Genomic DNA, 24,023 nt, shown 5'->3' with positions numbered 1-24,023 from the left:
GGCTCAGTATTACCTCGCGTCTACCGGCGCTCGGCGGCGCCTATAAACAGCCTACTAGGCTGTTTACTTAACGGCGCCGCCCGTGATGCCGCTGATGATCTTGCGCTGGCCGATCACGAAGACGATGAGCAGCGGGAGCGTCATCAGGATGATGTAGGCGAAGATGAGATGCCAGTTGTTGAGATACAGGCCTGCGCTCGCCACATTGTAGAGGTTGAGCGGCAGGGTGCTCATCTTGCCGGAGAGGATGAACAGCGAGTAGAAGATGTCGTTCCAGATGTACAGCACCACCAGAATCGTGGAGGATGCGAGCGTCGGGGCAAGCAGCGGGAAGATGATCGTGAAGAAGATCCTCATCGGGCTGGCACCGTCGATGCGGGCGGCCTCCTCGAGGGACGGCGGAATCGTGCGGATGAAGCCGGTGATGAAGAAGATCACCACGGACAGGTAGATGCCGATGTACACGCAGTTCATGCCGAAGGCGGTGCCGGACAGGCCGAGCATCTTGAGCAGCATCATGATCGTCACGACGGACGGCGGCAGGATGACTCCGGAAATGAACAGCGCATACAGCATGCCCACGCCCTTAGAGGTACGGCGACCGAAAATCCACGCCGCCATCGAACCGAACAGCAGACAGATGAACACCGACGGGACTGTGACCAACAACGAGCCGAGGAGGGCCGGGAACACCTTACCTTCGACGATGACCTCCTTGAGGTTGTCGATGAGATGCCACTGGCTCGGCAGCGCCATGCTCGGCACCACGGCCTCGGCCTGGGTCTTGCCTGCGGTGACGATGAGAATCCAGAACGGGATGGCCAGGAACAGGAGCATCAGGAGGATGACGATCACTGCGTGAACGATGTCATGGACTTTCGACGACTTCTTGACGACGGTGAGGCTGTTGGTTCTAACACCGGATTCGCTATAGGTTGCGCTACTCATAGGATCTTCTCCTCACGCTTACGCAGGTAGGTGACAAGCGGGATGGCGATGATCATCACCATCACGAAGAGCACGAGGCTCATGGTGGTCGACTGGGAGTACAGGCCCTTGCCGAACGTACGCCAGATGAACAGGTTCAGGATTTCGGTGGAACCGCCGGGGCCGCCGTTGGTGGTGGCCTGGACGATGTCGAAGGAGTTCATCGAGCCAAGCAGGGCGGTGGCCACGTTGAAGGTCATGGCCGGAGCGATGAGCGGGAACTTGACCTGCCAGAAGGTCTGCCAGGCGTTGGCGCCATCGATGGAGGCAGCCTCCAGCACTTCGGAATCGATGGTCTTGAGACCGGCGAGGTAGGTGAGCATCGCGAAGCCCATCCATTTCCATCCGTGGATGATGGTGACGATCACGATGGTCCACGTCGTGGAGCCAAGCCACTGGACGTCCACGGTATGACCGGCGAAGAAACCGAGAATCTGGTTCAGCACGCCGTCGGTCTTCAGGATGGCCTGCCAGATGTAGCCGGCGCCGAGGGCGGACATGATCACGGGAATGAAGAACATCGTGCGGGCGAAGCGGTTCAGACGCGTGTCCTTCTCGAGGAGCACGGCGAGCGCGAGACCGAACGCATTCTGGAAGAAGGCCACGAGCACCGCGTAAATCAAAGTGACCTTGATATCTGCCATCAAGGTACCGCTCTCGAAGAGCTGCTTGAGATTATCCAAGCCGTTGAACTCGATGGTCTTCTTGAACGCGGACCAATCGGTGAAGGCGTAGATGAAGTTCATGACCGTGGGCAGGAAGAAGAACACCAACAGCATTACGCCCGCGGGAACTATGTAGCGCAACGGATAGTTCTTGCGCTCCAATGTCCGCGTACCCTTGACTGGTTTGGCGGACGAAGAGACGTGAGTCGTCATTGTTTCGCTTTCCTTACATAAGTGGCTGGGCGGCCGGGGCCCGGAGCCGCGCTAGGGAAAACGCGGCCTCGGGCGTGGCCCGGCCGGATGCCTGAGCCGGAAATCGATTGGGATCATGCCCCGGCGGGAGTGCGGTGAAACACTTCACCGGGGCGGTCAACCAATCAGAATCCTTCGACGCCCTGCGCCTTGGCGATCTGTGCGAACTGGTCCTGGGTGGTCTTGGCAACCTGCTCCGGGGTCATCGTGCCGTTGACCATGTTGGCAAGGTTCAGGTAGAGGTCCGGGTTGGCCACAGCCTGGGACTGCATGGAGCCGACCGCGTCCTTGAGGGCATCGAAGGCGTCGAGCTGGGCCTGAGGCACGGTATCGGGGGTCTCGACGTCCTTCATGATGGAGACGTAGTTCTGGTCCTTGATGAAGGTCTCGTACTCGGAGCCGAGCCAGAACTCGATGAACTGGCGGGCCGCGGCCTCACGCTTCGCGTCGCCGGTCTTGAAGGCGACGATGCAGTTGCCCTGCTGCGGGATGGAGGTGGCGATGTTGCCTTCCTTGGAAATCGGGAAGAAGCCGATGGTGTCGTCCAGCTTGGCCTTGTCGTTGTCGGCAAGTGCCGAGATGGCGTTGAACATCGAGTTGGTCTGGATGATCATGCCGGCCTTGCCGTCAAGCAGAGCCTGCGCCTGATCGGTGTCCTTGGCCGAACCTGCGTCCTTGTTGTACAGGCCATCATCAATCATCTTCTTGTATTCCTTGATGGCGCCAAGGATGTCCTCGCCCTCGAAGCTGTCCTTGTTGGCGTTGACGTTGTCCCACAGGCCGTCCTTGGCCGCCTCGGCGAGCTGCACGTTCACGGCCCACTGGGTGCCCCACTGGGAGCCGGCCATCTCGAAGAACGGGGATTCGGCCGCACCGGAATCCTTGATCTTGTTGGCCGCCTCGATCAGGCCATCCCAACCCTTCGGGGTATCGGTGATACCGGCCTTCTCGAAGACCTTCTTGTTGTACCAGACGCCTTCGGTGTCCGGAGCGGAGACCAGAGCACCGTAGTAGGTGTCCTGGTATTTGCCGCTGGCGTCGGCGATGCCGTCGGCGTAGTTCTCGAGCCACGGGGCGTTGTCCAGCTTCTGCAGCTTGTCCTGGGCCACAAAGCCCGCCAAGGTGGACGGCACGGCCTGCCAGAACATGATGTCCGGGGAGTCGCCGGTGGTGATCTTGGTCTGCACGTTGGATTCGTAGTTGTCCGGAATGGTCTGCAGATCGACCGTGGCGCCGGTCTTGGACTCGAAGTCCTTGATGACCTGGACCGGAATCTTGTTGGAGTTCTGGGCCGCCCAGAACGTCAGCTTCACACCGTCAAGCTTGGTGTCCTCGGCCGGCCAGTAATCGGCGGAGGAGGTATCGGTGTTGTCGTCACTGCCGGCGGCTGCGGGGTTGCCGCATCCGGCGAACATCATACCAAGGGCTGCGATGCCGGCGATAGCGGCGGTCGTTTTCTTCCAGTTCCTCATCATTGAGCCTTTCCTTGAGGATTCTCATCCCGCCCTCCAGCGGAATTAACTCTCGGCGTTCACATGCTGTCATGCCCCTCACTGCGGCATCGCAGCTTCTTGAATCCCGATAGCCACAATCATATGTGGTATCGATTCCACGTCAACCATGCACGGCGTGTCGAGGCGAGATTGTCATGCGGTAACACAAACGAACAAAAACTAACAATTGGCTTTATTTCAACGCTTGTAAGACATATAAACAACAAAATGTGAGCCTTAACGGGCAAAGGGGCGATTTTGTGGTACCGATTCCACGATGTATGATGCTTGGTATCGATTCCCCTGCACGAAACCAATACGACGAGGTATGCCATGCGAACAACGATCGTCACCATCCACCAACCTGAACCCGATAGCGAGCTCGGCAAACGGCTGTGTACGCCGCCCATTGAACTCGCCATCGGATTAAGCGCAAACCGCCTTCCCCACATCGCGGCCATCACCCACGCGGCGATTGCATCATCGAGCGGAGGACACGGCGACGGACATGCAGACGACACCGGCCACAGCACAGCCGCAACCATCGATTTCCAATTCCCTCAAACACTCGACGCTGGGCTCTCCATCAGCGAGTTCCCCACCATCCTGCCCACCCAGGCCGAGGGATGGACCGGCACGCCTGCCATCCAGGTGAGCCGCGATGGCAGAGAGCTCTTCCCCGCGCTGAAGGTCGTTTCCCATTCATGGACCGACAATTCGCTCCGCTTCGAAGCAATCGACCCCGAAGGCGGTCTGACGCTTGACGCCTCCATCGCCATCGGGCCGGAAGGCCTTATCCGCATCGACACCGCCCTTACCAATGCCGGCGACAATCCGCTCACGATAGCCCGGCTGACCCCGGTCGTACCGCTTCCGCCGCAGATCGGTGAGATTCAGACCTGCACGGGACACCATCTTCGCGAGCGCGCGCTGCAGCGCCAGCCGCTTACGGAGGGGCTGTTCGCCAAGGACTCGCATATGGGGCGGCCGGATTTCAACGCCGCAACACTGCTGGTGGCCGGCGTGCCGGGATTCGGATTCGAGCACGGACTGACCTTCGGCGCACATGTGGCGTTCAGCGGCAACAGTACGGTCTTCGCAGAGCGCACGCCGTACACCCATGGCATCATCGGTGGTGGAGAACTGCCCTATGCGGGGGAAATCACGCTGCAACAAGGTGAGACCTACCATGCGCCGCGTCTGCTCGTCTCCGTGGGAGACGGACTCAACGCCGTTGCCGCACGGTTCCATGCCTATCTGAGATCCTTCCATCCTGAGCTCGCGTCCACACCCCGTCCTGTGACGCTCAATACATGGGAGGCCATGTACTTCGACCAGAACGAGGAGAAGGTCATCGCGCTGGCGGACCGCGCGGCGTCCATCGGCATCGAACGCTTCGTCATCGACGATGGATGGTTCACCGGCCGCAGAGACGACACCAAAGGCCTTGGGGACTGGCAAGTGGACCACAGCATCTGGCCGCACGGCCTGCACACCGTGGCCGACCACGTGCATGGACTCGGCATGGGGTTCGGCCTGTGGTTCGAGCCGGAGATGATCAGCCCGGATTCCGATACGGCGCGCGCCCATCCCGATTGGATACTGGCGCCGAATGCCACGCGGATGCCGGTCTAGGCACGCAGCCAGCAAGTCATCGACCTGACCAATCCGGCGGCAGCTCGGTATGTGGAGGACTGCATCGACAGGCTGGTCGGCGAATACCACATCGACTACATCAAATGGGATCATAACCGGTTCCTCACCGAGCCCGTCTCCCGCACTTCCGGTCTGACGGCGGTGCATCGGCAGACGCAGATGTTCTATGCCATCATCGACCGTCTGCGCGCCCGGCATCCGTGGCTGGAGATCGAGTCCTGCTCCTCGGGAGGAGGCCGTATTGATGCAGGCGTGCTGACCCGGTGCAGCCGCGTATGGGCCTCCGATTGCACCGACCCAATCGAACGCGCGGACATCCAACGCGGCACCTCGCTCATCGTTCCGCCGGAGATGGTCGGAGAGCACATCTCCGAATCGCCGAACCACGCCACGCGACGCTCCACCACAATCACCACGCGAGCGGCGATGGCGTTCTTCGGCCATCTGGGCATCGAATGGAACATCATGAAGCTCAGCGACGACGAGCTGGCCCTCATCAAACGGTGGGTGGACCTGTACAAGGCACGGCGCACGCGCCTTCCGCAAGGTGATGTCGTCCATGCGGACAACCCCGACCCGGCGGTGCGCGTGGACGGACTGCTGGCACCCGACCGGTCTTACGCGGTGTACCGGTTCGCCGCCGTATCCTCGTCAGCCGAATACCCGTACGGGCTGACGCGCTTCCCCGGTCTCAACGAATCGTCGACATACCGTGTGCGCCCACTGGGAGGTGCCGATCTGTACGACAGCGAAATAAGCCCGAACTGCCGCACACATCTGGACTGGTGGACCGATGACGGCATTACCGTACCGGGTGCGGTACTGACGCAATGGGGCATTCGCCTGCCGCAGCTCGCTCCCGAGCACTGTCTGCTGCTCGAAGTGGAACGCGCCTAGATCCTTATTCAAGACGGGTGGGCGGTTGACCTCGTTTGGAGGTCAACCGCCCACCCGTCTAACCGTCTAATTTGCCTTTTGGACTTCCGCCAAGTCGTTACGCGCGGAACTCGAAGGTACGGGAGATATACCCGCCATCGGCAGGCACGCCCACGATGGCCGTCCCGGCATCGGCATCCCAGCGCACCGGCCAATCAGTAAACCCATCGCCGACCGGCAGCAGCGTCTCCGCCTGAACCGCGGAACCGTGGAACCACGGCAACGGAAGAGCCACGTCTCCCCCGTCCCCTTCGCGGGACCACACCGTCACCAGCGTGCGGTCGGAGGCTCTAAGGCCCAACGCGATCACCTTGTCGTCCCAGTCGGGCAGGCCGAGCGGCCAGAATGGCACCGCGGAGCCGATCACCGGCTGCACATGCGTCTTGTATGCCTCGACCGCCTGCACGATAAGCGCCCGCTGCGCCTCGCTCATCCGGTTGATGTAACCGGAAAGGAAGAACCGTCCTAGGAACGTGGTGTTGAGGTTGAACGCGAACTCCTCGGGGGTGTTCTGCGCATTCGGATACGCCCAGCTGCCCGCCTGCTCAGGCGTCATGAGCATCGGGGCCGCCGCCGCGATAGCCGGGTAGAGGCGGAAGTCCTGCTGGTCGGACGTAGACTGCACCTGGAAACGCGACGTCTGCGCAAAATCCATACGCATGCCACCGGAGGAGCAGTTCTCAATGATGAGCCCCGGGTGACGTCGGTGCAGCCCCTCAATCCACGCGCTGTAGGCGCGGTTATGGCCCAGCAGTCCATCGCCGGCGCTGTCCGCGTTGAAATCGGTGCCGGCGTCGGGCGAGACGTTGTAGTCGAACTTGAAATACCCCACGCCGTAATCGTCAATCAGACGATCCACCGTGTCATCCAGATGCTGGCGCGCGGCTGGGTCGCGCAGGTCGAGCAGATACCGCTCCTGCTCGACCACGCGACGCCCGTACCGATGGAAGAACGCCGAATCGGGAAGCGACTCGGCCATCGGTGATTTGACGCCGATGACCTCCGGCTCAAGCCACAGACCCGCAATCATGCCGGCATCTCGGATGGCACCAATCACCTCGGTGATGCCATTCGGGAAGCGCTTCTTGGACGGCATCCATTCACCCACGGACGGCCACCAGTCGCCGGTGTCGTCATACCATCCGGCGTCGATGCAGAAGATCTCGATACCGGATTCGGCAGCGCCCCGAATCAGCGGCAGCAGCTTGTCCGTGGTCGGGTCACCGTTGATGGTGTTCATGTAGTCGTTGAAGATCACGCGCGGATGCTCATTGTCCGCCTTTTCGATACGCATCGCGCGGCGGTATGCCGTCACATTGGCGATGGCCCCGTCGAAATCGGCGGCCAGCGTGGCGGATGCGGGCACCGTGGTGAACGATTCACCCGGTGCAAGCCGCTTGGCCCAGTCGTGATTCACATTGGTCGGACCGGAGAGCGCCAGATATCCGTCTTCGGTATCGCGACCGACCTCCCAACGCCACGCGGCGTTGTGCTCGATCTGGAAGAGCCAAGTCAGGCCCAATTCGCGGGAGTCGAGCAGCGCCAACGGCGTGTGCCTGCCGGTGGACCATGTTCCGGTGTTGACCACGGAGTGCGCACCACGCGGATTATGGCCGGTCATCTGCTGCGCCAGCCTCGGGAACAGCTTGCCGGTGGGCGTCTCATGCCAACGGCCCTCGCCAAGCCAGTCATTCTCGCATTCGATCAGACGCCAGGCATCGCAATCGGCGCTTGTGCCCTGCGGCGCGCCGAACGCCGAAACGAAGCTGGTCACGGATTCGAGCACAATCGACCCATCGGCGGCAAGCGCCGGCGAATCCTCCACGGCGGGATTGCCGGTGTTGGTTACCGTCGCGCTCACCCGGAACATCGGTATGGCGCGAGGCAGATCATAGTGGACGACGACGGTGATCCCCAGCGCCACGTCGGCAAGCGTCACATCAAGGTGATCGCCATGGGAATCCTTATCGGTGGAGTGGGAGACATACCGCAATGCCCGTCCGATATCCGTATGCACCAGACGGTCGTTCGCCAGCCAGTGCCCCGTACCGGTTGCCAGGATCTCCACCAATGGGAGCCTGTGTTCAAAACGTACGTCGATCCCACCGGTGTTCAGCGCGCTCACCACGACCGGCTGATCATCCGCCCAAGTAAAGGTCATGGTCAACGTCTCGTTGCCCCATGTAAAGGTCTGCATGGTACTCCTTACCTGCCGTATGACGAGTCCTTCTGCATGCCCGCGGACGTTCACGCCCTCGTCGCCGCATCGTCCCAACGTTGGCGGACACACATGCCACAGGTACAGAGGAACAGTACATGTGGTATCGATTCCACATAGTACAAAAGAGCGCCTCACCGAGCAAATTAAACACACTTATTTCGAGCGTGGTATCGATACCGCAAAAGGAGTATGAGCGGCATGACCCGCAAGCGAACCACGCTGCATTCGCATTCCGTAAAGCACCTGGAAGATCCCAAGGACCGCCCACAGGGCATCCAGCGTGAATCCACACTGCCTCTGGACTAATCCGACGTAAGCCGTCAGCCGTAAGCTGAGGAAGCGGCGACCGAGCCCACCGCCAGCCTACCGCTTCTTCGTCTTGCGGCCCTTGAGGTAGATGTCGAGCACGATCCAGCAGCCGAGGGCGAAGGCGACCACGTAGCCCATGAAACCGACGATTGGAATGCCGAAGATGATAGGCTTCATGCCGGCATAGTAGACAATGGACGAGCCGACGAACAGGCCCACCACGATCAGCGCCATCGCCAGCCGGTTCACCATGTCGGAGAGCATCTGGAACGGCTCTTCGGAGCCGACGAGCTCGATGTTGGTGCGCAGCTGGCCGCGTGTGAGCATGCGGGCGGCCACCCTCAGCTCGCTCATCGCGTCGAGCGCGCTGTGCAGCGCCTCATGGCCTTCCAATCCCAGTGATTTCAGCTCGTCCTTGACCATCTGGTCGGCGGTTTTCGACGTGGCGATGTGCTGGGAGATAATCTCAATCATGTTCACGTCGGGGATGAACTCGTCGAGCAGACCCTCGAGCGTCACCAGCGCGCGTCCCACGGTGGTCACCGTGCTGGGCACCTCGATGCCGTGCCGTTGCGCGAGCGAGGTGAGCGCCGTGAGGAACGCGGCGATGTCAAGGTCCGCAAGATCGACGGTGCCGTATTCCTTGACGATCGCGTCAAGATCGGCCAGCAGCGACGGATAGTCGGCCGGATTGGCCTCGGTGCCCGCGAACCGCAGCAACCCATCGGCCAGCGCCGGCGAATCCTGCTTGGCGACGGCGAAGATCATGTCCTTCATTACCGAGCGGGTCTTCGCGTCGAGGCGCCCGGTCATGCCGAGGTCGATGAGCACGATCTGCCCGCCGCGGATGATGATGTTGCCCGGATGCGGGTCGGCGTGGAAGAAGCCGTCGTCGAGGATTTGCGTGGCGTAATTGTCCACGAGCTTGGTGCCGATCTCCTTGAGATCGTACCCGTCCGCGACCAGCCTGCCGGGGTGCGACAGGGAAATGCCGTCCACGTACTCCATGACCACCACATGCTCGGTGCACAGGTCCGGATACGGCTTCGGGCAGTCCATGTATTTGAAGCGCGCGGCGAACCGCTTGAATTCGGCGAGATTACGGGCTTCGACCAGAAAGTCCGTCTCGGATTCGAAGGTGTCCCACAGCTCCTCGACCACGCCCTTGAGATCCACGATCTGCGAGGTGCGAATCACCTTCGTGGCCACCTTGGCGATGGAGCGCATGATGGACACGTCCTGCGCCATCGTCTCGCGCACGCCGGGGCGCTGGACCTTGACGGCCACGTCCTCGCCGGTTTTGAGCGTGGCGCGATGCACCTGGGCGAGCGATGCGGAGCCCAGCGGTTTGGGGTCGATGTGCGCGAACACCTCATCCGCCGGTCGCCCGTATTCCTCCGCGAGCACGTCCAGCACCGTGGCATACGGCATCGGATCGGCGTCGGCGCGCAGTTTGGCCAGCTCATCGCAGAAACTTTGCGGCAGAATCTCCGAGCGCATCGACAGAATCTGCCCCACTTTGACGAACGTAGGGCCCAACGCCTCGAACATGAGCCGCATCTTGACCGGTGTGAGGCCCTTGAGGGCGTCGAACTGGTTGACGATACGGCTGATTTGCGCGAGACGCTTCACCTTGCCGCGCCGGGTCAGATGGTACCGGCTGGAAAAATCGTCTCGTCTGCCGCCGAACAGGCCAATCGTTTCGGTGTCGGGCTGATTCCAGGCATACGAGGATGCCGGCTCCCCGTTTGAGGAGTCGGCATCGGACCTGGTGCATGCCGGCTGTGCCGTCGTATGGGCCGAGTCGGTCGAGTTAGTCGAGTCGGCAGGTTCGGGCGGGTTGACCGCCCCGGCAGACTCACCTGAACCGGCCGAAAAATCCGAACCGGCCGGGTCTTCCGTAATGGTCGGCTCGGCCGGTTCGATGGCGTCGGCGGCGTGCGGCGACTGCGATGACGTCACTCGGCCGCCTCGGCCGGGGCGTCGGATGCGGCGTCATCAGACGCGGCCGCGGAATCGGCCTGCTGAGCATCGGCCTCGGCCTTCTTGGCCTCATCCTTGGCGGCATCGTTGACGAGGGCCTCGCCCACCTTGCGCTTGAGCTCGGTGTTGAGGCTCTTGCCCTGCTCGACGGTCAGCTCGCCCTTCTTGACGAGGTCGTCCACAATCGCGGAGCTTTTCTCATATCCGGTGGCCAAGGCGCCGATGCCCGCCAGCAAAACCTTGCGCAGACCGTCACCCAAATCAAAATCTGCCATAATAACCCCTCCTTCGAGGCCCGTCGGCGGCCTTATGCCGCGTCCCGTACTGCTAAGCCTAGCGCAAACGCCCGGCCTTGGCGCTAGGCCCTAAGGCTGATTTCGTCTGATCGTACGGTGGATTTCACCTCGGCCGGGCGGCCGCGGCCTTACGGGCGTTGGCGGCCACGGCGTCGAGCCGGACGAGCTCGGCGGCCTGCTCCGGAGTCTGGTCGATCTTGTCGAAAGAACCGTATCGCCGTTCGACGGCGGTGGCGATGAGGAAGTCGCTGATCGCCGGGTTCTTGGGCAGCAGCGAGCCGTGCATGTACGTGCCGATCACGTTGTGCACGCGCGCGCCTTCGGTGTGGTCATCGCCGTTGTTGCCGCGGCCGTCCTGATCGACGCGACCCAACGGCTGCACGCCTTCGCCGAGGAAGGTCTGACCGGAGTGGTTCTCATAGCCGATCACATCGCCGAACTGCTCGGAATGCTCGACCAGATTGCCGATCATGCGCACGTCACGGCCCACGGTGTGCGCCTTGATGATGCCGATGCCGTCCAGACGGGTGCCGTCCACGGTCTCGAAATACTCGCCGAACAACTGGTACAGGCCGCAGATCATCAGCATCGGCGTGCCATCCGCCGCCAGCGAGCGCAGCAGCTCCGCACGCCCGAAGAAGTCGTCGATGATCTTCTTCTGGCCGGTGTCCTGGCCGCCGCCGCCGAGGATCAGATCGACATGGTCCGGCCAGTCATCGCCCTGATTGTACTGATGGATGCGCGGTTCGTAGCCGTACAGCTCCAGTCTGCGGCGAATCGTCAGCACGTTGCCCGAGTCACCGTAGATGTTCATGTCCTTGGGATACAGGGACACCACATCAATCGTCTTGCCCATGCCACGTTCTCCTTATCGTCATGGTCAATCGTCATGGTCAGCGACCATCGTCATTGTCAGCGGCCCACGCCGGCGTCCGCCACGGTGGCCACCTGCGCAAGTGCGGCGCGCACGGCGAGCATGGCCGTGTATGTGCAGTAGATGTGCTTCGGCTTGCCGGGGTTGCCCTTCACGAACGCGGCGAGCGCCGATTCGATGTCCGTGTCGGTCGCCCGCACCGGCACCTGATCGTAGCCCAGCCTGAGCGCCATATCCCAGGCACGCACGCCGGAGACCATGCCCACGCCCGATTCACGCAGCGAGGTGAAGTCCACATCCCACAGCCAGCTCATGTCGCGGCCGTCGGCGTATTCGTCGTTGATGACGATCATCGTGTCCGCGTTCGTCGGGTCGAAACTCGCCAGCGAGAGGCGGAATCCCATCGGATTCTTGACCAGCAGCAGTTCGACCGGTGAGCCGTTGACGTCGATAATCTCGCCGCGTCCGAACGCCGGCGTGACGCGGGAGACGGCGGCGATGAGCTCGTCGGCGGAGACGGCGCACGCATTGGCGGAAATCCTGGCCTTGGCGGCGGCAGCGGTATCCCGCATGACCGCGCGCACCACGGCGAGCGCGGCGGCCGCGTTGTACAGGTTGTAGACACCTTCGAGCTTGACGGCGGTGGAATAGTCGTGGCCGTCCATGCGGAACGTGGCCTCGTGGTCGCCCACGGCCGCGAGGGTGACGTCGGCGGGCGAGCGGACTTCGTCATCATCCGGCTCAGTCTCCTGTGCAACGTCGGCTGGATTCGTTGCCTTGCCGGCCTTGCCGGCCATGCCGCCGAAAGCCCCACCAGATGTTCCTGCCGCCCCTCCGGTCGGCCGCGCCGCCGGCTCACCCGTCAGCGAGGACCGCGCATCGGACTCGACGGAGACCGTGGTGGCCATGTCATCGTCGGACGGGAAGTAGTGCCTAAGGTCATCGGTCAACCCGAAGTACCGAATCTCAGTGCCGGCCGGCGCCAGACCGGCGAGCGCGGCGATGCGCGGGTCCTCGCGGTTGAGCACCACGGTTCCGGTGGTGGCCGCAGCCACATGGCCGAGCAGCTTCGCCGTGGTGTCGATCTCGCCGAATCGGTCGAGCTGATCGCGCATGACGTTGAGCAGCAGGGCATACCGCGGCTTGACCTGCCGCACGAAGTGCACGGCATAGGCCTCGTCCAGCTCCAGTACGGCGATGTCGGCGTCGAGCCGACCGGACAAGCTCACCTCGGTGAGCAAGGAGGAGACCACGCCACGGGTGAAGTTGGAGCCTGTGGGGTTGGTGAACACCTTGAGTCCCAGATCGGTGAGCATCGAGGCGACCATGCGGGTGGTGGTGGTCTTGCCGTTGGTGCCGGAGACCAGCACCACGCCAAACGGCAGACGACCGAGCGTGCGGGCCAGGAACGTCGGGTCGATCCTCTCCACCACCTTGCCGGGGAACGCCGAACCGCCATGTCTGGTGACTCGGGCGGCGGCCCGAACGAGTTTTCCGATGGCTGGTGTAGCGAACATAATCACACCCCCTGGTTGTAATCCTGCGGCATGTCCTTGAACTTGGACGTGGCACCGAGGAAGGCGAGATGGAAGGTTTCGGTCGGACCGTTACGGTGCTTGGCCATGATGATGTCGGCCTCGCCGGGGCGGTCCTCCTTGTCGTAGAAGTCCGGACGGTGGACCAGGAACACCACATCGGCGTCCTGCTCGATGGAGCCGGATTCACGAAGATCGGCCAGCTGCGGCTTCTTGTCGTTGCGCATCTCCGGGCCACGGTTCAGCTGGGAAAGGGCCACCACCGGCACCTCCAGCTCCTTGGCCAGAAGCTTCAGCGCGCGGGAGAACTCGGAGACCTCCTGCTGACGGGATTCCACGGCCTTGCCCGAGGTCATGAGCTGCAGGTAGTCGATGACCACGAGCTTCAGGTCGTTGGTCTGCTTGAGGCGGCGGCACTTCGCGCGGATCTCCATCAGTGACATGTTGGGGCTGTCGTCGATGAACAGCGGCGCGTTCTGCATCTTGGTCCAGAACTGGTTCAGCGTGTTCCACCGTTCGGGCGTGATGTCGTCCGCACGGCGCAACGCGGCCATCGGGATGTTGGTCTCGGCGGAGATGATGCGCTGGGCGAGCTCCACCTTGCTCATCTCGAGGCTGAAAACGATCGTGGTCATGTTGTGGTGCAGCGAGGCCGCACGCGCGAAATCGATGCCGAGCGTGGACTTGCCCATGGCCGGGCGGCCTGCGACCACCACCATCTGGCCGGGCTGCAGGCCCTGCGTCACATCGTCGATGTCGCGGAAGCCGGTGGGCACGCCCTTGTTCACCAAGCCCTGCTGAAGCTTGTCGAGCTGGTCGAGGGCGTCGTGCACTACCGGGCCAATCGCGGAGTAGTCCTGCCGTACCTTGCCCATCGACATCTCGTAGACCTCGGACTGTGCGAGATTCACCACGTCCTCGGCTTGCGAGCCCTCGGCGGAATAGCCGAGCTGTGCGATCTTGGTGCCCGCGGCGATCACGTTGCGCAGCACGGCCCGCTGATGGACGATTTCGGCGTAGTACATGGCGTTGGCCGCCGTGGGCACGGATGCCACAAGGCTGTGGAGGTAGTCGGCGCCGCCCACCTTGTCCAGATTGCCGTCGGCGAGCAGCTGATTGGCCACGAGCACCACGTCCACCGGCTGGCTCGCGGAGAACAGGTCGATGATCGCGTTGTAGATCGTCTGATGCTTGGGCTGGTAGAAGTCGGCCGATTCGATGGTCTGCGAGACCTCGCCGATGGCGTCCTTGCTCATCAGCATGCCGCCGAGCACGGCCATCTCCGCGTCGTCGTCATGCGGGGGCACGCGGTCGAAAATCGCGTCGCCGGATGCCGCCGTGGCACCCGAACCGTCGCGGTTGGAGCCGCGCCCACTTCCGCCGCCCGAATATCCCTGATATGAGGTGTCGCTTCCTTCTGCCATAGCCCCAAGTATAGAAGGCCGCCCGAGCGCCGGTAAAAATTTACCGGGGTTGGCATTCGCCGTTATGGTTATGCACATCGGGATGCACCTGCGCATGCACAGACATGTCTCCGAGTACGCTTTCCGACGATTTGTTTACCGTGGATTCACCCTGTGGAGGGGTGCGCGACACGCAGAGGAGGGGAATGTGGATAGAAAAATAAGTTATCCACATTTAGGGGATAACTATGGGGATAATCCACCAACTTATCCACATAATGGGGATAAGTTGGTGGATAGTTTGGGGATAACATTTCGGACGACTGGAGGCCGGTTGCGCAACGTAGTCAATCATGATATGCAGCGGAATCCGGCCGTCGCACCGGAGCAGGACGGCGGCAGGCGAGGTGCCGACGGCCGCGACAGTACCGGCAGCGACTCGATCAACCGGCGGATTCTGGCGTTGGCCCTGCCCACATTCGGGCAGCTTATCGCCGAGCCTACGTTCATTCTCATCGATACGGCGATTGTGGGGCATATCGGAGATGCGGCGTTGGCCGGCCTGTCCATCGGGTCGACGATCATCCTCACCGCCGTCGGATTGTGCATCTTCCTCGCCTATTCGACCACCGCGCAGGTGGCGCATCTGCTGGGCGCCGGTCGCCGACGGGAGGGGCTGCAGGCCGGCATCGACGGACTCTGGCTCGCGCTAGGCATCGGCGTGGCGCTGAGCATCGGACTATTTGCAGCCGCCGAGCCCTTGTGCCGGGCGCTCGGAGGCCAGGGCGCCGTACTGGATCAGGCCGTGACCTACACGCGCGCAATTGTGCTGGGCGCACCCGGCATGCTGCTGGTCTATGCGGCCAACGGCATCTTCCGCGGGCTGCAGAAGGTTCGCATCACGCTAATCGCCGCCGTAAGCGGCGCCGTGCTCAACACGGTGCTCGAGGTGCTGTTCGTCATCGTGTTCGGCTGGGGCATCGCGGGGTCCGGCGCGGCCACGATGATCGCGCAATGGTATATGGGACTGTTTCTGGTGATACCGGCCATTCTGTGGGCCCGGGCAGATGGGGCGAGCCTGCGGCCCAGACTTGAAGGAATCGCGGCCGCCGGCGGCGATGGTTTGCCGTTGTTCATCCGCACCTTGGCGATCCGCGCAGCGATGGTGGTGACGGTCGCCAGCGCCGCCCGCATGGGCACTGCGGTGCTGGCGGGATTCCAAGCCGTGAACTCCTCATGGAACTTCGCGATGAACATGCTCGATTCGGTGGGCATCGCCGGCCAGACCCTGGTGGCCACGGCGTTGGGTGCCGGCAACATCGCCGAGGCGAAACGACTGACGCGCGGCACCGGACGCGCAGGCCTTGCCATCGGCGCAGTCATCGGTCTGGCATTCGCCGTGATCGGGCTGTTCGCCGGGCATTTCTTCTCCCCCACGCCGCATATTCAGCTGCTGATCGCGGCCGGTATGGTGACGATGGGCGTTTTCTTCCCGCTTCAGGGCTGGATGATGGCGATCGACGGCATCCTCATAGGCTCACGCGACTACCGGTATCTCGCCGTCACCTGCACGGCGACAGCAGTGGTGTACATCGCGCTCATGCTGCTGCTGGCCGATGCCGTAACGCCGCATCTGGGCAACGATCTGCTGCGCACGGTGACGCTGTGGGCTGCATTCAACATCGTGCTGATGGGCGGTCGCGGCCTGTGCAACGGGCTGCGCGTGCGCGGTGACCGTTGGATGAGGTGAACTGGGTCGCCGACGCAGCGCGAAAGTGTCGCATACGCCATCGCATGCGACACATCGCAACACCGAAATGTCATATCGCGACGCCGGCGTCTCACATCGCGGCGCGTACGGCGGCATACATGGCGCGGACCAGCTGTTCACGCCATTTGGACCAGCCATATTGCTTGGTGATAGTCTCGCCGGCGGTTGCCCCGAGCGAGGAACCGTCCGCGCGGGTCAGGTCGAACAGCATGTCCAGCAGCACCTTGTCGTGATGCAGCCGTTCCGCCAGTTCGGCCGCCACTGCCGGGTCGTTCGGGTCGCGACCGGTGGCGAACTCGGAAAGCGTCAGATGCTCACGCACCAGCGTTGTGGCCCATTCCACGATGTCCGGCGCGAAGCCCATGCGCTTCAGAATAACCGGTACATGGCGTGCGCCTTCTGCGGCGTGATCGCGCACGAACGCGCGTTTGCCGATGTCATGGGTGATACCGGCGAGCAGGAGCGCGGTGTAGTGGTCATCGTCATACCGGCCACCGGACGGCGTCTCTCTGCCGAGGCGTGACGTGACCTCCACCATATGCCGGTCGATGGTGTACCGATGCGCGGCCGATGCGGACGGACGGTTGCGGATGCCGAGCCATTCAGGCATCCAACGTCCCGGAATGTCCACGAAATCAATGCTTTCCCAGACGTTCATCAGCTCCGGCCCGCACGCCAGAAGGCGCACGAACAGTCCGCGGGATTCCTCGTCCCACTCGCTGTCCCGGATCGGGCAATGCTTGAGATTCATCAGCGTGGACGGATTGATCGGCAGTCCGAACTCCCCGGACGCCACGGCCATACGCAGCGCCAGTTTGGCATCCGCAGCCGGGTTCACGCCGGGGGCCAATACCAGCTCGCCTTCGTGTTTGGCCACGCCTGGGGCGACGAGGTCGAATTGCGGCGCCTCGCGCTTGCCGCCGGCGCGCTGGGAGAACATCTGGAAGAAGGCGAAGCGGGGCTTCTCATGCGTCAGTGAATGCTCGGCGCGGGAGGCGGTGGAGTCGAGCGAGAAGGAGATGCGGCGGCCGATGCGGGCGAGTAATGTCTGCAGGTCGTCGATGGAGTAAGCGGCGCGCTCCGCCTCCGGCCACGTCGGATCGGCAAGGCCCAGCATGGCGGCCACCTTGGCCTGATAGGGCGTGAGCAGCATGTTGGTGTCCTTGCCGGCCACGAGATGGATGCAGTCGCGCACGTCCAGCAGGCGCTCCACGGCCTCATCGTAAATGCCGTGCGGACGGTCGGCCAGCCACGATGCGGCGAGCGCCGAAATCAGCACCGAGTCGCGCAGACCGCCGCGCGCCTCCTTGATGTTGGGCTGATTGACGTACTGCATGCGGGCGAATTCATCCAGCCTCGCCTTCGCGGAATTCAATAGCTCGGGCAGGCGCTTGCGCGCGGCCTTGCGCCATCGCTCGAGGATGGAAAGGGCCGTGGCCGTGATGAGTTCGGTGTCGCCGGCGATGGGCTTGACGTCGAGCCATCCCATCGCGGCGGGCAGGTCGTGGTCGGTGACTTCCTCGCATTGGGCGCGCGTACGGATGGAATGGTCCAAGTCCAGGCCGCTGTCCCATATCGGATACCACAGCTTGTTGGCCAGTTCGTTGAGCTGCTGGTCGTTCAGCGCGTGGGGCTCATAGATAATCACCAAGTCGAGATCAGAGCTGGGACCGATCTGCCCTCGGGCCAGGGAGCCCACCGCCGCGAAACCGATACCAGTGCTCGGCACGGCGAAGGACGTGGACTTGCAGGCCTCATCCCATAGTTCCGTGAGGCACCGCATCGCCAACTCGGTGCGCGCCTGACGCTTGGCCGGGCCGTTCCGGTAGACGCCGTCGTCATCCGGCCGGCTCATGTCCATAAATCGCTGTTTCAACCCATCTACTGCCGATGCCATTGCCTATCCTTGCCTCATCTTTCGCTTGGGATTGCGTCGTCGCTCATGGCTTAGCGCTCTATCTGCTTTGCAAGGGGTACATCGGAGCCTTTGCGGACAGCTATCTGCGTTGTAAGGGGTACTTCAGACCGCATAACCCGAGTATGTCTGCCCTTGGCGTGGCGCCGTCACGCCATTTTTCGCGCTGGTCTACTTGGCCAGGTACCCCTTGCAAAGCAGATAGCTGTCCGCAAAGCCCTCAAAGTACCCCTTGCAACGGAGATACGCACTTCAATATCTGAAATACCCCGAAATACCCGCGCCGTTGCGCCAGAATGGACGCGAAGCGATACGAAAAGTCCCCGCACGGCGACTGGCGCAGCGTGCGGGGACCTGTCTTATTCGATAATCCGAACCCCGAGCGAAATACCACAGGAGGAACGGACGCCTTATCAGATCGCGGCGGAACCGGTCTCGCCGGTGCGCACGCGGGTCACCGAGTCAAGCGGGGCGACCCACACCTTGCCGTCACCGATGGTGCCGGTGCCGGCGGCCTTGACGATCACACCGACCAGCGTCTCGGCGTCGGCGTCATCGGCCAGAACCTCAACGCGAATCTTCGGAACCAAATCCACGGTGTACTCGGCGCCGCGGTAGACCTCGGTGTGGCCGCGCTGGCGACCGTAGCCGTTGGCCTCGGACACGGTCAGACCGTGCACGCCGGCGGCCGCAAGGGCCTCCTTGACGTCGTCGAGCTTATGGGGCTGGATGATAGCAGTAATCAGCTTCATCTCACTTCACCTCCTTGAGAACAGAGCTGGCAGTACCAGCAAAATCGTAAGCACGTTCACCCTGGTCGGCAAGGTCGATGCCGCCGACTTCCTGGGCCTCGGTGACACGCCAACCAATCGTCTTCTCGAGCGCGAAGGCGATGATCGCGGTGATCACGGCAGAGTAGAGGATGGCGACCAGCGCGATGCAGATCTGGACGACCAGCTGCTTCCAGTCGCCGCCGGCCAGCAGACCGGTGCCCTCGCCGAAGAAGCCGATGAGCACGGTACCGGTCAGACCACCGACGCCGTGGACGCCGACCACGTCAAGGGAGTCGTCGTAGCCGAACTTGAACTTGAGGCCGCAGGCCAGGCAGGTCAGGATACCGGCGATGGCGCCCATCACGATGGCCCACAGCGGGGAGACCACATCGGCGGCCGGGGTGATGGCGACCAGACCCGCGACCATGCCGGAGGCGGCACCCATCGCGGTGTAGTGGCCGGAACGAATCTTCTCGGTGAAGCCCCAGGAGAGCATGGCGGCCGCGGTGGCGGCGGAGGTGGAGACCCAGGCGTAGCCGGCGGTGCCGTTGGCGGCGAAGGCGGAGCCGGCGTTGAAGCCGAACCAGCCGAACCACAGCAGGAAGGCGCCGAGCATCACGAACGGAACGTTGTGCGGACGGAACGGCTGCGTGCCGAAGCCCTTACGCTTGCCGATGATGAGCACGATAATCAGTGCGGCGACTGCGGCGTTGATGTGGACGACGGTACCACCTGCGAAATCGTGGGCGGCCGCGCCGATGGCGGTGGAGATCGCGCCCTTGGCGGAGAGCAGACCGCCGTTCCAGACCATGTGGGCCATCGGGGCGTAGTCGAAGGTGATCCACAGCGCCACGAAGATCATCCAGGTGCTGTACTTGACGCGCTCGGCGATGGCGCCGCAGATCAGACCCACGGTGATCATCGCGAAGGCAACCTGGAAGGCCACGTCGATGGAGGCCGGGTAGTTGTTGGCGTTCAGGGAAGCCGAACCGAACACACCCTGATCCGCGACCATCGTGTCCTTAAGCAGGAAGCCCGTGGCCGGGTCGCCGAAGATGCCACCGATATCGGAACCGGCATAGGCGATGGACCAACCCCACAGGGTCCAGATGATCATGGTGACCGACAGGGCGGCCGCCTCAAGCATCAGCATGTTCAGGACGGCCTTGGCACGAACCATACCGCCATAGAAGAACGCCACACCAGGCGTCATGAGGAAAACCAAGGACGCGGATGTCAGGATCCATGCGGCATTACCGGAATCAAGCGTTCCCATGTCTACCTCCCTCTCTTTCAGCTCACGGCGCCTGAACCGCTACACGGCCGGCGTCTTTGTACTCACTTTGCAGTCCCCGTTCGGGGCTAACAGTTCGTCAGTTAAAGCCCGCATCATTTTGGTTTCGTTACGGCAAGTTACGCGATTGTTAAGCACGGCCGGGCTTATCGCAAGGGTTTCGTTGGCGGATTCCGGCGGGATTCCAACGGATACGGGAAGGCCCCGAACCATGTTTCCATCATGATTCGGGGCCTTGGTTGGCGGCGGTTGGGGCGTTTCGCCGCTCACAACGTGGACGCGGGCCGACGCGAGGCAGCCACGAGGCATCCACGGCCGACGACGAGTCACGCGGGCTACGCCAGAATGCCGTCCACGAAGCCTTCCGGATCGAAGGGCGCCAGATCGTCCGGGCCTTCGCCGAGACCGACGAGCTTGACCGGCACGCCGAGCTCCTTCTGCACGGAGATGACGATGCCGCCCTTGGCCGAGCCGTCCAGCTTGGAAAGCACCACGCCGGTGATGCCGATGGCCTCGGCGAACACCTTGGCCTGGATCATGCCGTTTTGGCCGGTGGTGGCGTCCAACACGAGCAGCACCTCGTCCACCGGCAGGTTCTTCTCGGTGACGCGGCGAATCTTGCCCAGCTCGTCCATGAGGTTGGCCTTGTTCTGGAGTCGGCCGGCGGTGTCGATGATGAGCACGTCGGCGTTCGTCTCCTTGGCTTTGGCGGAGGCCTCGAAGGCCACCGAGGCCGGGTCGGCGCCGTCCTTGTCGGAACGCACCACCGGCACGTTCACGCGGGCGCCCCACGTCTCGAGCTGGTCCGCCGCGGCGGCGCGGAAGGTGTCGGCCGCGCCCATGACCACCTGCTTGCCCTCGGCTACGAAGAGACGGGCCAGTTTGCCGGCGGTCGTGGTCTTGCCGGTGCCGTTGACGCCCACCATGATGATGACGCCCGGCTTGTTCGCACCCGGCTTTTCGGCGTTGAGGCGACGATCGGTGTCGCGGCCCACCAGATCGAGCAGTTTCTCCTTGAGCGCGGCACGCACCTCGGCGGGATTGGACCGGTCGTTGACGCGGGCGTCCGTACGCAGCTCGTCAACCAGCTGGCCAGATGCCTCGGCACCGACGTCGGCGAGCAGCAGGGTGTCCTCGACATCCTCCCAGTCCGCCTCGGAGAGGTTGTCCTTGGTCAGAATGTTGAACAGGACTTTGCCGAACGGATTGTCGGACTTGGCGAGCTTGGCCTTGAGGCGGGTCAGTCGCGATCCGATGGATTCCGGGGTTTCGGATTTGGGCTGCGCGGGGGCCGCCGGGGTCTCAGGGGCTTCCGGGGCGGCGGGCTCGGAAGCGGGTTCAGGCTTCGACTCGGAAGCCAGCTTCGGTTCCGTGTCGGCGATAAGGGAATCGGAGGTCTGCGATTCGACCTTCGGTGACGGCGTTGCACCGCTTGCAACGGTCTCGGCTCCGGCTTGGGATTCGGACTGAGACTCAGCCCGGGATTCGGTGGACGCCGCGGCAGGGGCGGCGGCGCTTTCGTCCTTCGCTGAAACCGGTTCCGACATCGAAGGCCCACTCTCGGTGCCATCACCAGCGCCGGAGACCGCCTCCTCGGACCGGGCCTTCTCAGCCTTCGCTGCCTCGACTTCCGCCTCAGCTTCCGCAGCCAGTCGGGCATCCGCCGCGGCCTTGGCATCGCGGGTCCGCTTGTCATCCGGGGCGGTCTGGCCCACCGCGCGGTCCAGATCGCGCCTGCGGGACTTGGACCACCACACACTCACAGCGATCAGGATGACCGCCACCACAATCACGCCGATAACGGCCAATACGGTATTCATATCCATAAGCCAAAGTCTATCCCGCGCCCGGAATCAGGGCACCGGCCAGACCCCGGAACCGACCGCCGCGCGAATACGCCCAATGGAGGCCGATTCCACCCGCGGGCTAAGCTGAACGCTATGGCACATTCTTCACGTATGACATCGCTGCAGCGGCGCGAGCAGCTCATCGAGGTGGGGCGTTCACTGTTCGCGGCCAAAGGGTTCGAGGCGGTGAGCGTCGAGGAAATCGCCGCGCACGCCAAGGTATCCAAGCCGATCGTCTATGAACATTTCGGCGGCAAGGAGGGTCTTTACGCAGTGATCGTGGACCGGGAGATGCGCGCGCTGACCACCACGCTCACCGAGGCGCTGGATAATCCGGATATCCATCCGCGCCGCATCGTGGAGCGAACCGCGCTGGCGCTGCTCACCTACATCGAAGAAAACGCGGAAGGTTTCCAGGTACTGGTGCGCGACTCCCCCAGCACCGACCCATCCGGATCGTTCAACTCGTTGCTGGGCGATATCTCGCTGAGGGTCGAGGACATCCTCTCCGATACCTTCAAGCGGCAGAAGCTGTCCGTCAGGGGCGTGCCGTACTACGCGCAGATGCTGGTGGGCATGACCGTATTCACCGGCCAGTACTGGGCGGACCGCCCGAAGGTGAGCAAGGAGCAGCTCGCGGCGTACATCGTGGATCTGGCGTGGCATGGCCTAAGCCGGCTCAATTCCAAGCCGCAGCTGCTGTTCGAGGGCGCGAAGGCCCGGAAGGAGGCGGAACGTCGGCATAGGGATGACGCGGCGTCGCCGGAGGAATCGTCACGCCCGGCCGACGCGAAGTGCGGCGAACCGGACGAGCCGGACGGGTCCGAGCCCGCCGGACAAGGCGAGTCAGACGTCATACCTGAGGGCCCGGGCGAACCGGACGTATCCGACGAGACCTTCGCCCCGCACCAGACGGACGGCGAGGAAAACGACGCGCGGGCCGGCGCGTAGGGACTAAAGCCGGCCCGCCAAAAGCAGTCAGCAGGAAGCAGTCGGCCGAGGGCTGCCGTCCAACAACAACAACAGCCGCCCGGCAGCCCGCTCCACCCACAGGTGCATTCCCAAGTCCATTCCAAGCCGAACTCGGGGAAGATTCAGGGGATGCAGAACGTGCATTCAGAGCGCCAACTTGCGTAACGCCCTGCCGCGCCGGGCACCCAAGTGCTACGGTGTGAACAGTACAACGCACAACGATGAATTATGTGAGGACGACATACTGCTATGGCCAATACGGCAAAGACGCTCACCTTCGTGATCCCGGCATACAATATGGAGTCCTATCTCGACCGCTGCGTGAATTCGATACTTTCCGCAGCGAACACCCAGGACGTCGAGGTGCTGATCGTGGACGACGGGTCCAAGGATGGCACGCTCGCCTACGCGCAGAAGCTCGAACGCACCAATCCGGGCGTGGTGCGCGCAATCCATCAGGAGAACAAGGGCCACGGCGGCGCGGTGAACACCGGCCTGGCGGCCGCAACCGGCATGTACGTCAAGGTAGTGGACGCGGACGACTGGGTGGACCCGCAGGCCATCGACACCGTGCTCGCCACGCTGCGGGCGCAGCGCGAGACGAACGAGCCCATCGACATGTTGGTGACCAACTACGTGTACGACAAAGTGGCCAAACGTCACAAACACACGGTGAACTTCCGGCGCGTGATGGACTCCGGCCGTGTACTCGGCTGGGATGATTTGGGCACGTTCGNNCTGNNTTCGTGGGTTAGGTTGTGGGCTTTGGTAGTCGGATGTCGAGGCCGCCGCATCGGAGCATGATCAGGGCGATGAGGTTGTCCACGTGGTGGAAGCCGTA

16 protein-coding genes and 3 pseudogenes are annotated in these 24,023 nt (G+C 62.9%); 5 read left to right on the top strand and 14 right to left on the bottom strand.

The window, feature by feature from the left end; all coding sequences use genetic code 11:
- Window positions 1–63: 63 nt before the first annotated feature.
- The 3 genes from BMYO_RS00255 to BMYO_RS00245 form a co-directional block, all read right to left on the bottom strand.
- Window positions 64–948, bottom strand: coding sequence for a carbohydrate ABC transporter permease (locus BMYO_RS00255; protein WP_094666616.1), 885 nt, complete (start codon window positions 946–948; stop codon window positions 64–66).
- On the bottom strand, window positions 945–1,865 hold the full coding sequence (locus BMYO_RS00250) for a carbohydrate ABC transporter permease (protein ID WP_094666615.1): 921 nt from the start codon (window positions 1,863–1,865) through the stop codon (window positions 945–947). The genes BMYO_RS00255 and BMYO_RS00250 overlap by 4 nt, the downstream gene beginning before the upstream one ends.
- Before the next feature lie 164 nt (window positions 1,866–2,029).
- A complete protein-coding gene (locus tag BMYO_RS00245; protein WP_233427950.1) occupies window positions 2,030–3,379 on the bottom strand; it encodes an ABC transporter substrate-binding protein in 1,350 nt (449 codons plus the stop codon).
- Window positions 3,380–3,730: 351 nt separating this feature from the next.
- On the opposite strand from BMYO_RS00245, the pseudogene BMYO_RS11950 reads away from it, so the two are divergent.
- Both BMYO_RS11950 and BMYO_RS12660 read left to right on the top strand, forming a co-directional pair.
- Window positions 3,731–5,575, top strand: a pseudogene (locus tag BMYO_RS11950) (alpha-galactosidase); the annotation flags it as partial.
- A complete protein-coding gene (locus BMYO_RS12660) occupies window positions 5,561–5,950 on the top strand; it encodes a GH36 C-terminal domain-containing protein (RefSeq protein WP_476515054.1) in 390 nt (129 codons plus the stop codon). The pseudogene BMYO_RS11950 and the gene BMYO_RS12660, both read left to right, overlap by 15 nt.
- 97 nt (window positions 5,951–6,047) lie before the next feature.
- On the opposite strand, the gene BMYO_RS00230 is transcribed toward BMYO_RS12660, so the two are convergent.
- From BMYO_RS00230 to dnaB, 6 genes are all read right to left on the bottom strand, one after another.
- Window positions 6,048–8,186, bottom strand: a complete 2,139-nt coding sequence (locus BMYO_RS00230; protein ID WP_094666612.1) for an alpha-galactosidase — start codon at window positions 8,184–8,186, stop codon at window positions 6,048–6,050.
- Between the two features lie 387 nt (window positions 8,187–8,573).
- Window positions 8,574–10,217 (bottom strand): AarF/UbiB family protein, encoded by a 1,644-nt coding sequence (locus BMYO_RS00225; protein WP_094666779.1) that lies wholly within the window; start codon window positions 10,215–10,217, stop codon window positions 8,574–8,576.
- A gap of 260 nt (window positions 10,218–10,477) precedes the next feature.
- Window positions 10,478–10,777, bottom strand: coding sequence for a hypothetical protein (locus tag BMYO_RS00220; protein WP_094666611.1), 300 nt, complete (start codon window positions 10,775–10,777; stop codon window positions 10,478–10,480).
- Window positions 10,778–10,901: 124 nt separating this feature from the next.
- Window positions 10,902–11,654, bottom strand: a complete 753-nt coding sequence (locus BMYO_RS00215; RefSeq protein ID WP_094666610.1) for a type 1 glutamine amidotransferase — start codon at window positions 11,652–11,654, stop codon at window positions 10,902–10,904.
- Window positions 11,655–11,710: 56 nt separating this feature from the next.
- A complete protein-coding gene (locus BMYO_RS00210; protein ID WP_094666609.1) occupies window positions 11,711–13,189 on the bottom strand; it encodes a Mur ligase family protein in 1,479 nt (492 codons plus the stop codon).
- 2 nt (window positions 13,190–13,191) lie between these two features.
- Window positions 13,192–14,631, bottom strand: coding sequence for a replicative DNA helicase (dnaB, locus tag BMYO_RS00205; protein WP_169833996.1), 1,440 nt, complete (start codon window positions 14,629–14,631; stop codon window positions 13,192–13,194).
- 337 nt (window positions 14,632–14,968) lie between these two features.
- Between dnaB and BMYO_RS00200 the strand changes: the two genes are divergently transcribed.
- Entirely contained in the window at window positions 14,969–16,360 is a 1,392-nt protein-coding gene (locus BMYO_RS00200) for an MATE family efflux transporter (RefSeq protein WP_169833995.1), read from the top strand.
- A 91-nt stretch (window positions 16,361–16,451) separates the two neighbouring features.
- On the opposite strand, the gene BMYO_RS00195 is transcribed toward BMYO_RS00200, so the two are convergent.
- The 5 genes and pseudogenes from BMYO_RS00195 to BMYO_RS12495 all read right to left on the bottom strand — a co-directional run.
- On the bottom strand, window positions 16,452–18,278 hold the full coding sequence (locus tag BMYO_RS00195; RefSeq protein WP_094666607.1) for a [protein-PII] uridylyltransferase family protein: 1,827 nt from the start codon (window positions 18,276–18,278) through the stop codon (window positions 16,452–16,454).
- A 431-nt stretch (window positions 18,279–18,709) separates the two neighbouring features.
- Entirely contained in the window at window positions 18,710–19,048 is a 339-nt protein-coding gene (locus BMYO_RS00190; protein ID WP_094666606.1) for a P-II family nitrogen regulator, read from the bottom strand.
- 1 nt (window position 19,049) lies between these two features.
- Window positions 19,050–20,345 carry an ammonium transporter gene (locus tag BMYO_RS00185; RefSeq protein ID WP_094666605.1) on the bottom strand — a complete coding sequence of 432 codons (1,296 nt, stop codon included), beginning with the start codon at window positions 20,343–20,345 and terminating at the stop codon, window positions 19,050–19,052.
- A 353-nt stretch (window positions 20,346–20,698) separates the two neighbouring features.
- The gene (gene ftsY, locus BMYO_RS00180) at window positions 20,699–21,910 is read right to left on the bottom strand and encodes a signal recognition particle-docking protein FtsY (RefSeq protein WP_233427984.1); all 1,212 of its coding nucleotides are present in this window, start codon (window positions 21,908–21,910) and stop codon (window positions 20,699–20,701) included.
- A gap of 39 nt (window positions 21,911–21,949) precedes the next feature.
- Window positions 21,950–22,183 (bottom strand): annotated as a pseudogene (locus BMYO_RS12495) (signal recognition particle-docking protein FtsY); the annotation flags it as partial.
- A gap of 138 nt (window positions 22,184–22,321) precedes the next feature.
- On the opposite strand from BMYO_RS12495, the gene BMYO_RS00175 reads away from it, so the two are divergent.
- Both BMYO_RS00175 and BMYO_RS00170 read left to right on the top strand, forming a co-directional pair.
- Window positions 22,322–23,161 (top strand): TetR/AcrR family transcriptional regulator, encoded by an 840-nt coding sequence (locus BMYO_RS00175; protein ID WP_233427976.1) that lies wholly within the window; start codon window positions 22,322–22,324, stop codon window positions 23,159–23,161.
- A gap of 270 nt (window positions 23,162–23,431) precedes the next feature.
- A pseudogene (locus tag BMYO_RS00170) lies at window positions 23,432–23,950 on the top strand (glycosyltransferase family 2 protein); the annotation flags it as partial.
- Window positions 23,951–24,023: the final 73 nt, after the last annotated feature.

Source organism: Bifidobacterium myosotis (assembly GCF_002259745.1).
In the GTDB taxonomy this organism is placed as follows: Bacteria; Actinomycetota; Actinomycetes; order Actinomycetales; family Bifidobacteriaceae; genus Bifidobacterium; species Bifidobacterium myosotis.
Note: the sequence above shows the minus strand (reverse complement) of the source record. Positions and strands in the feature narration are given on the sequence as shown.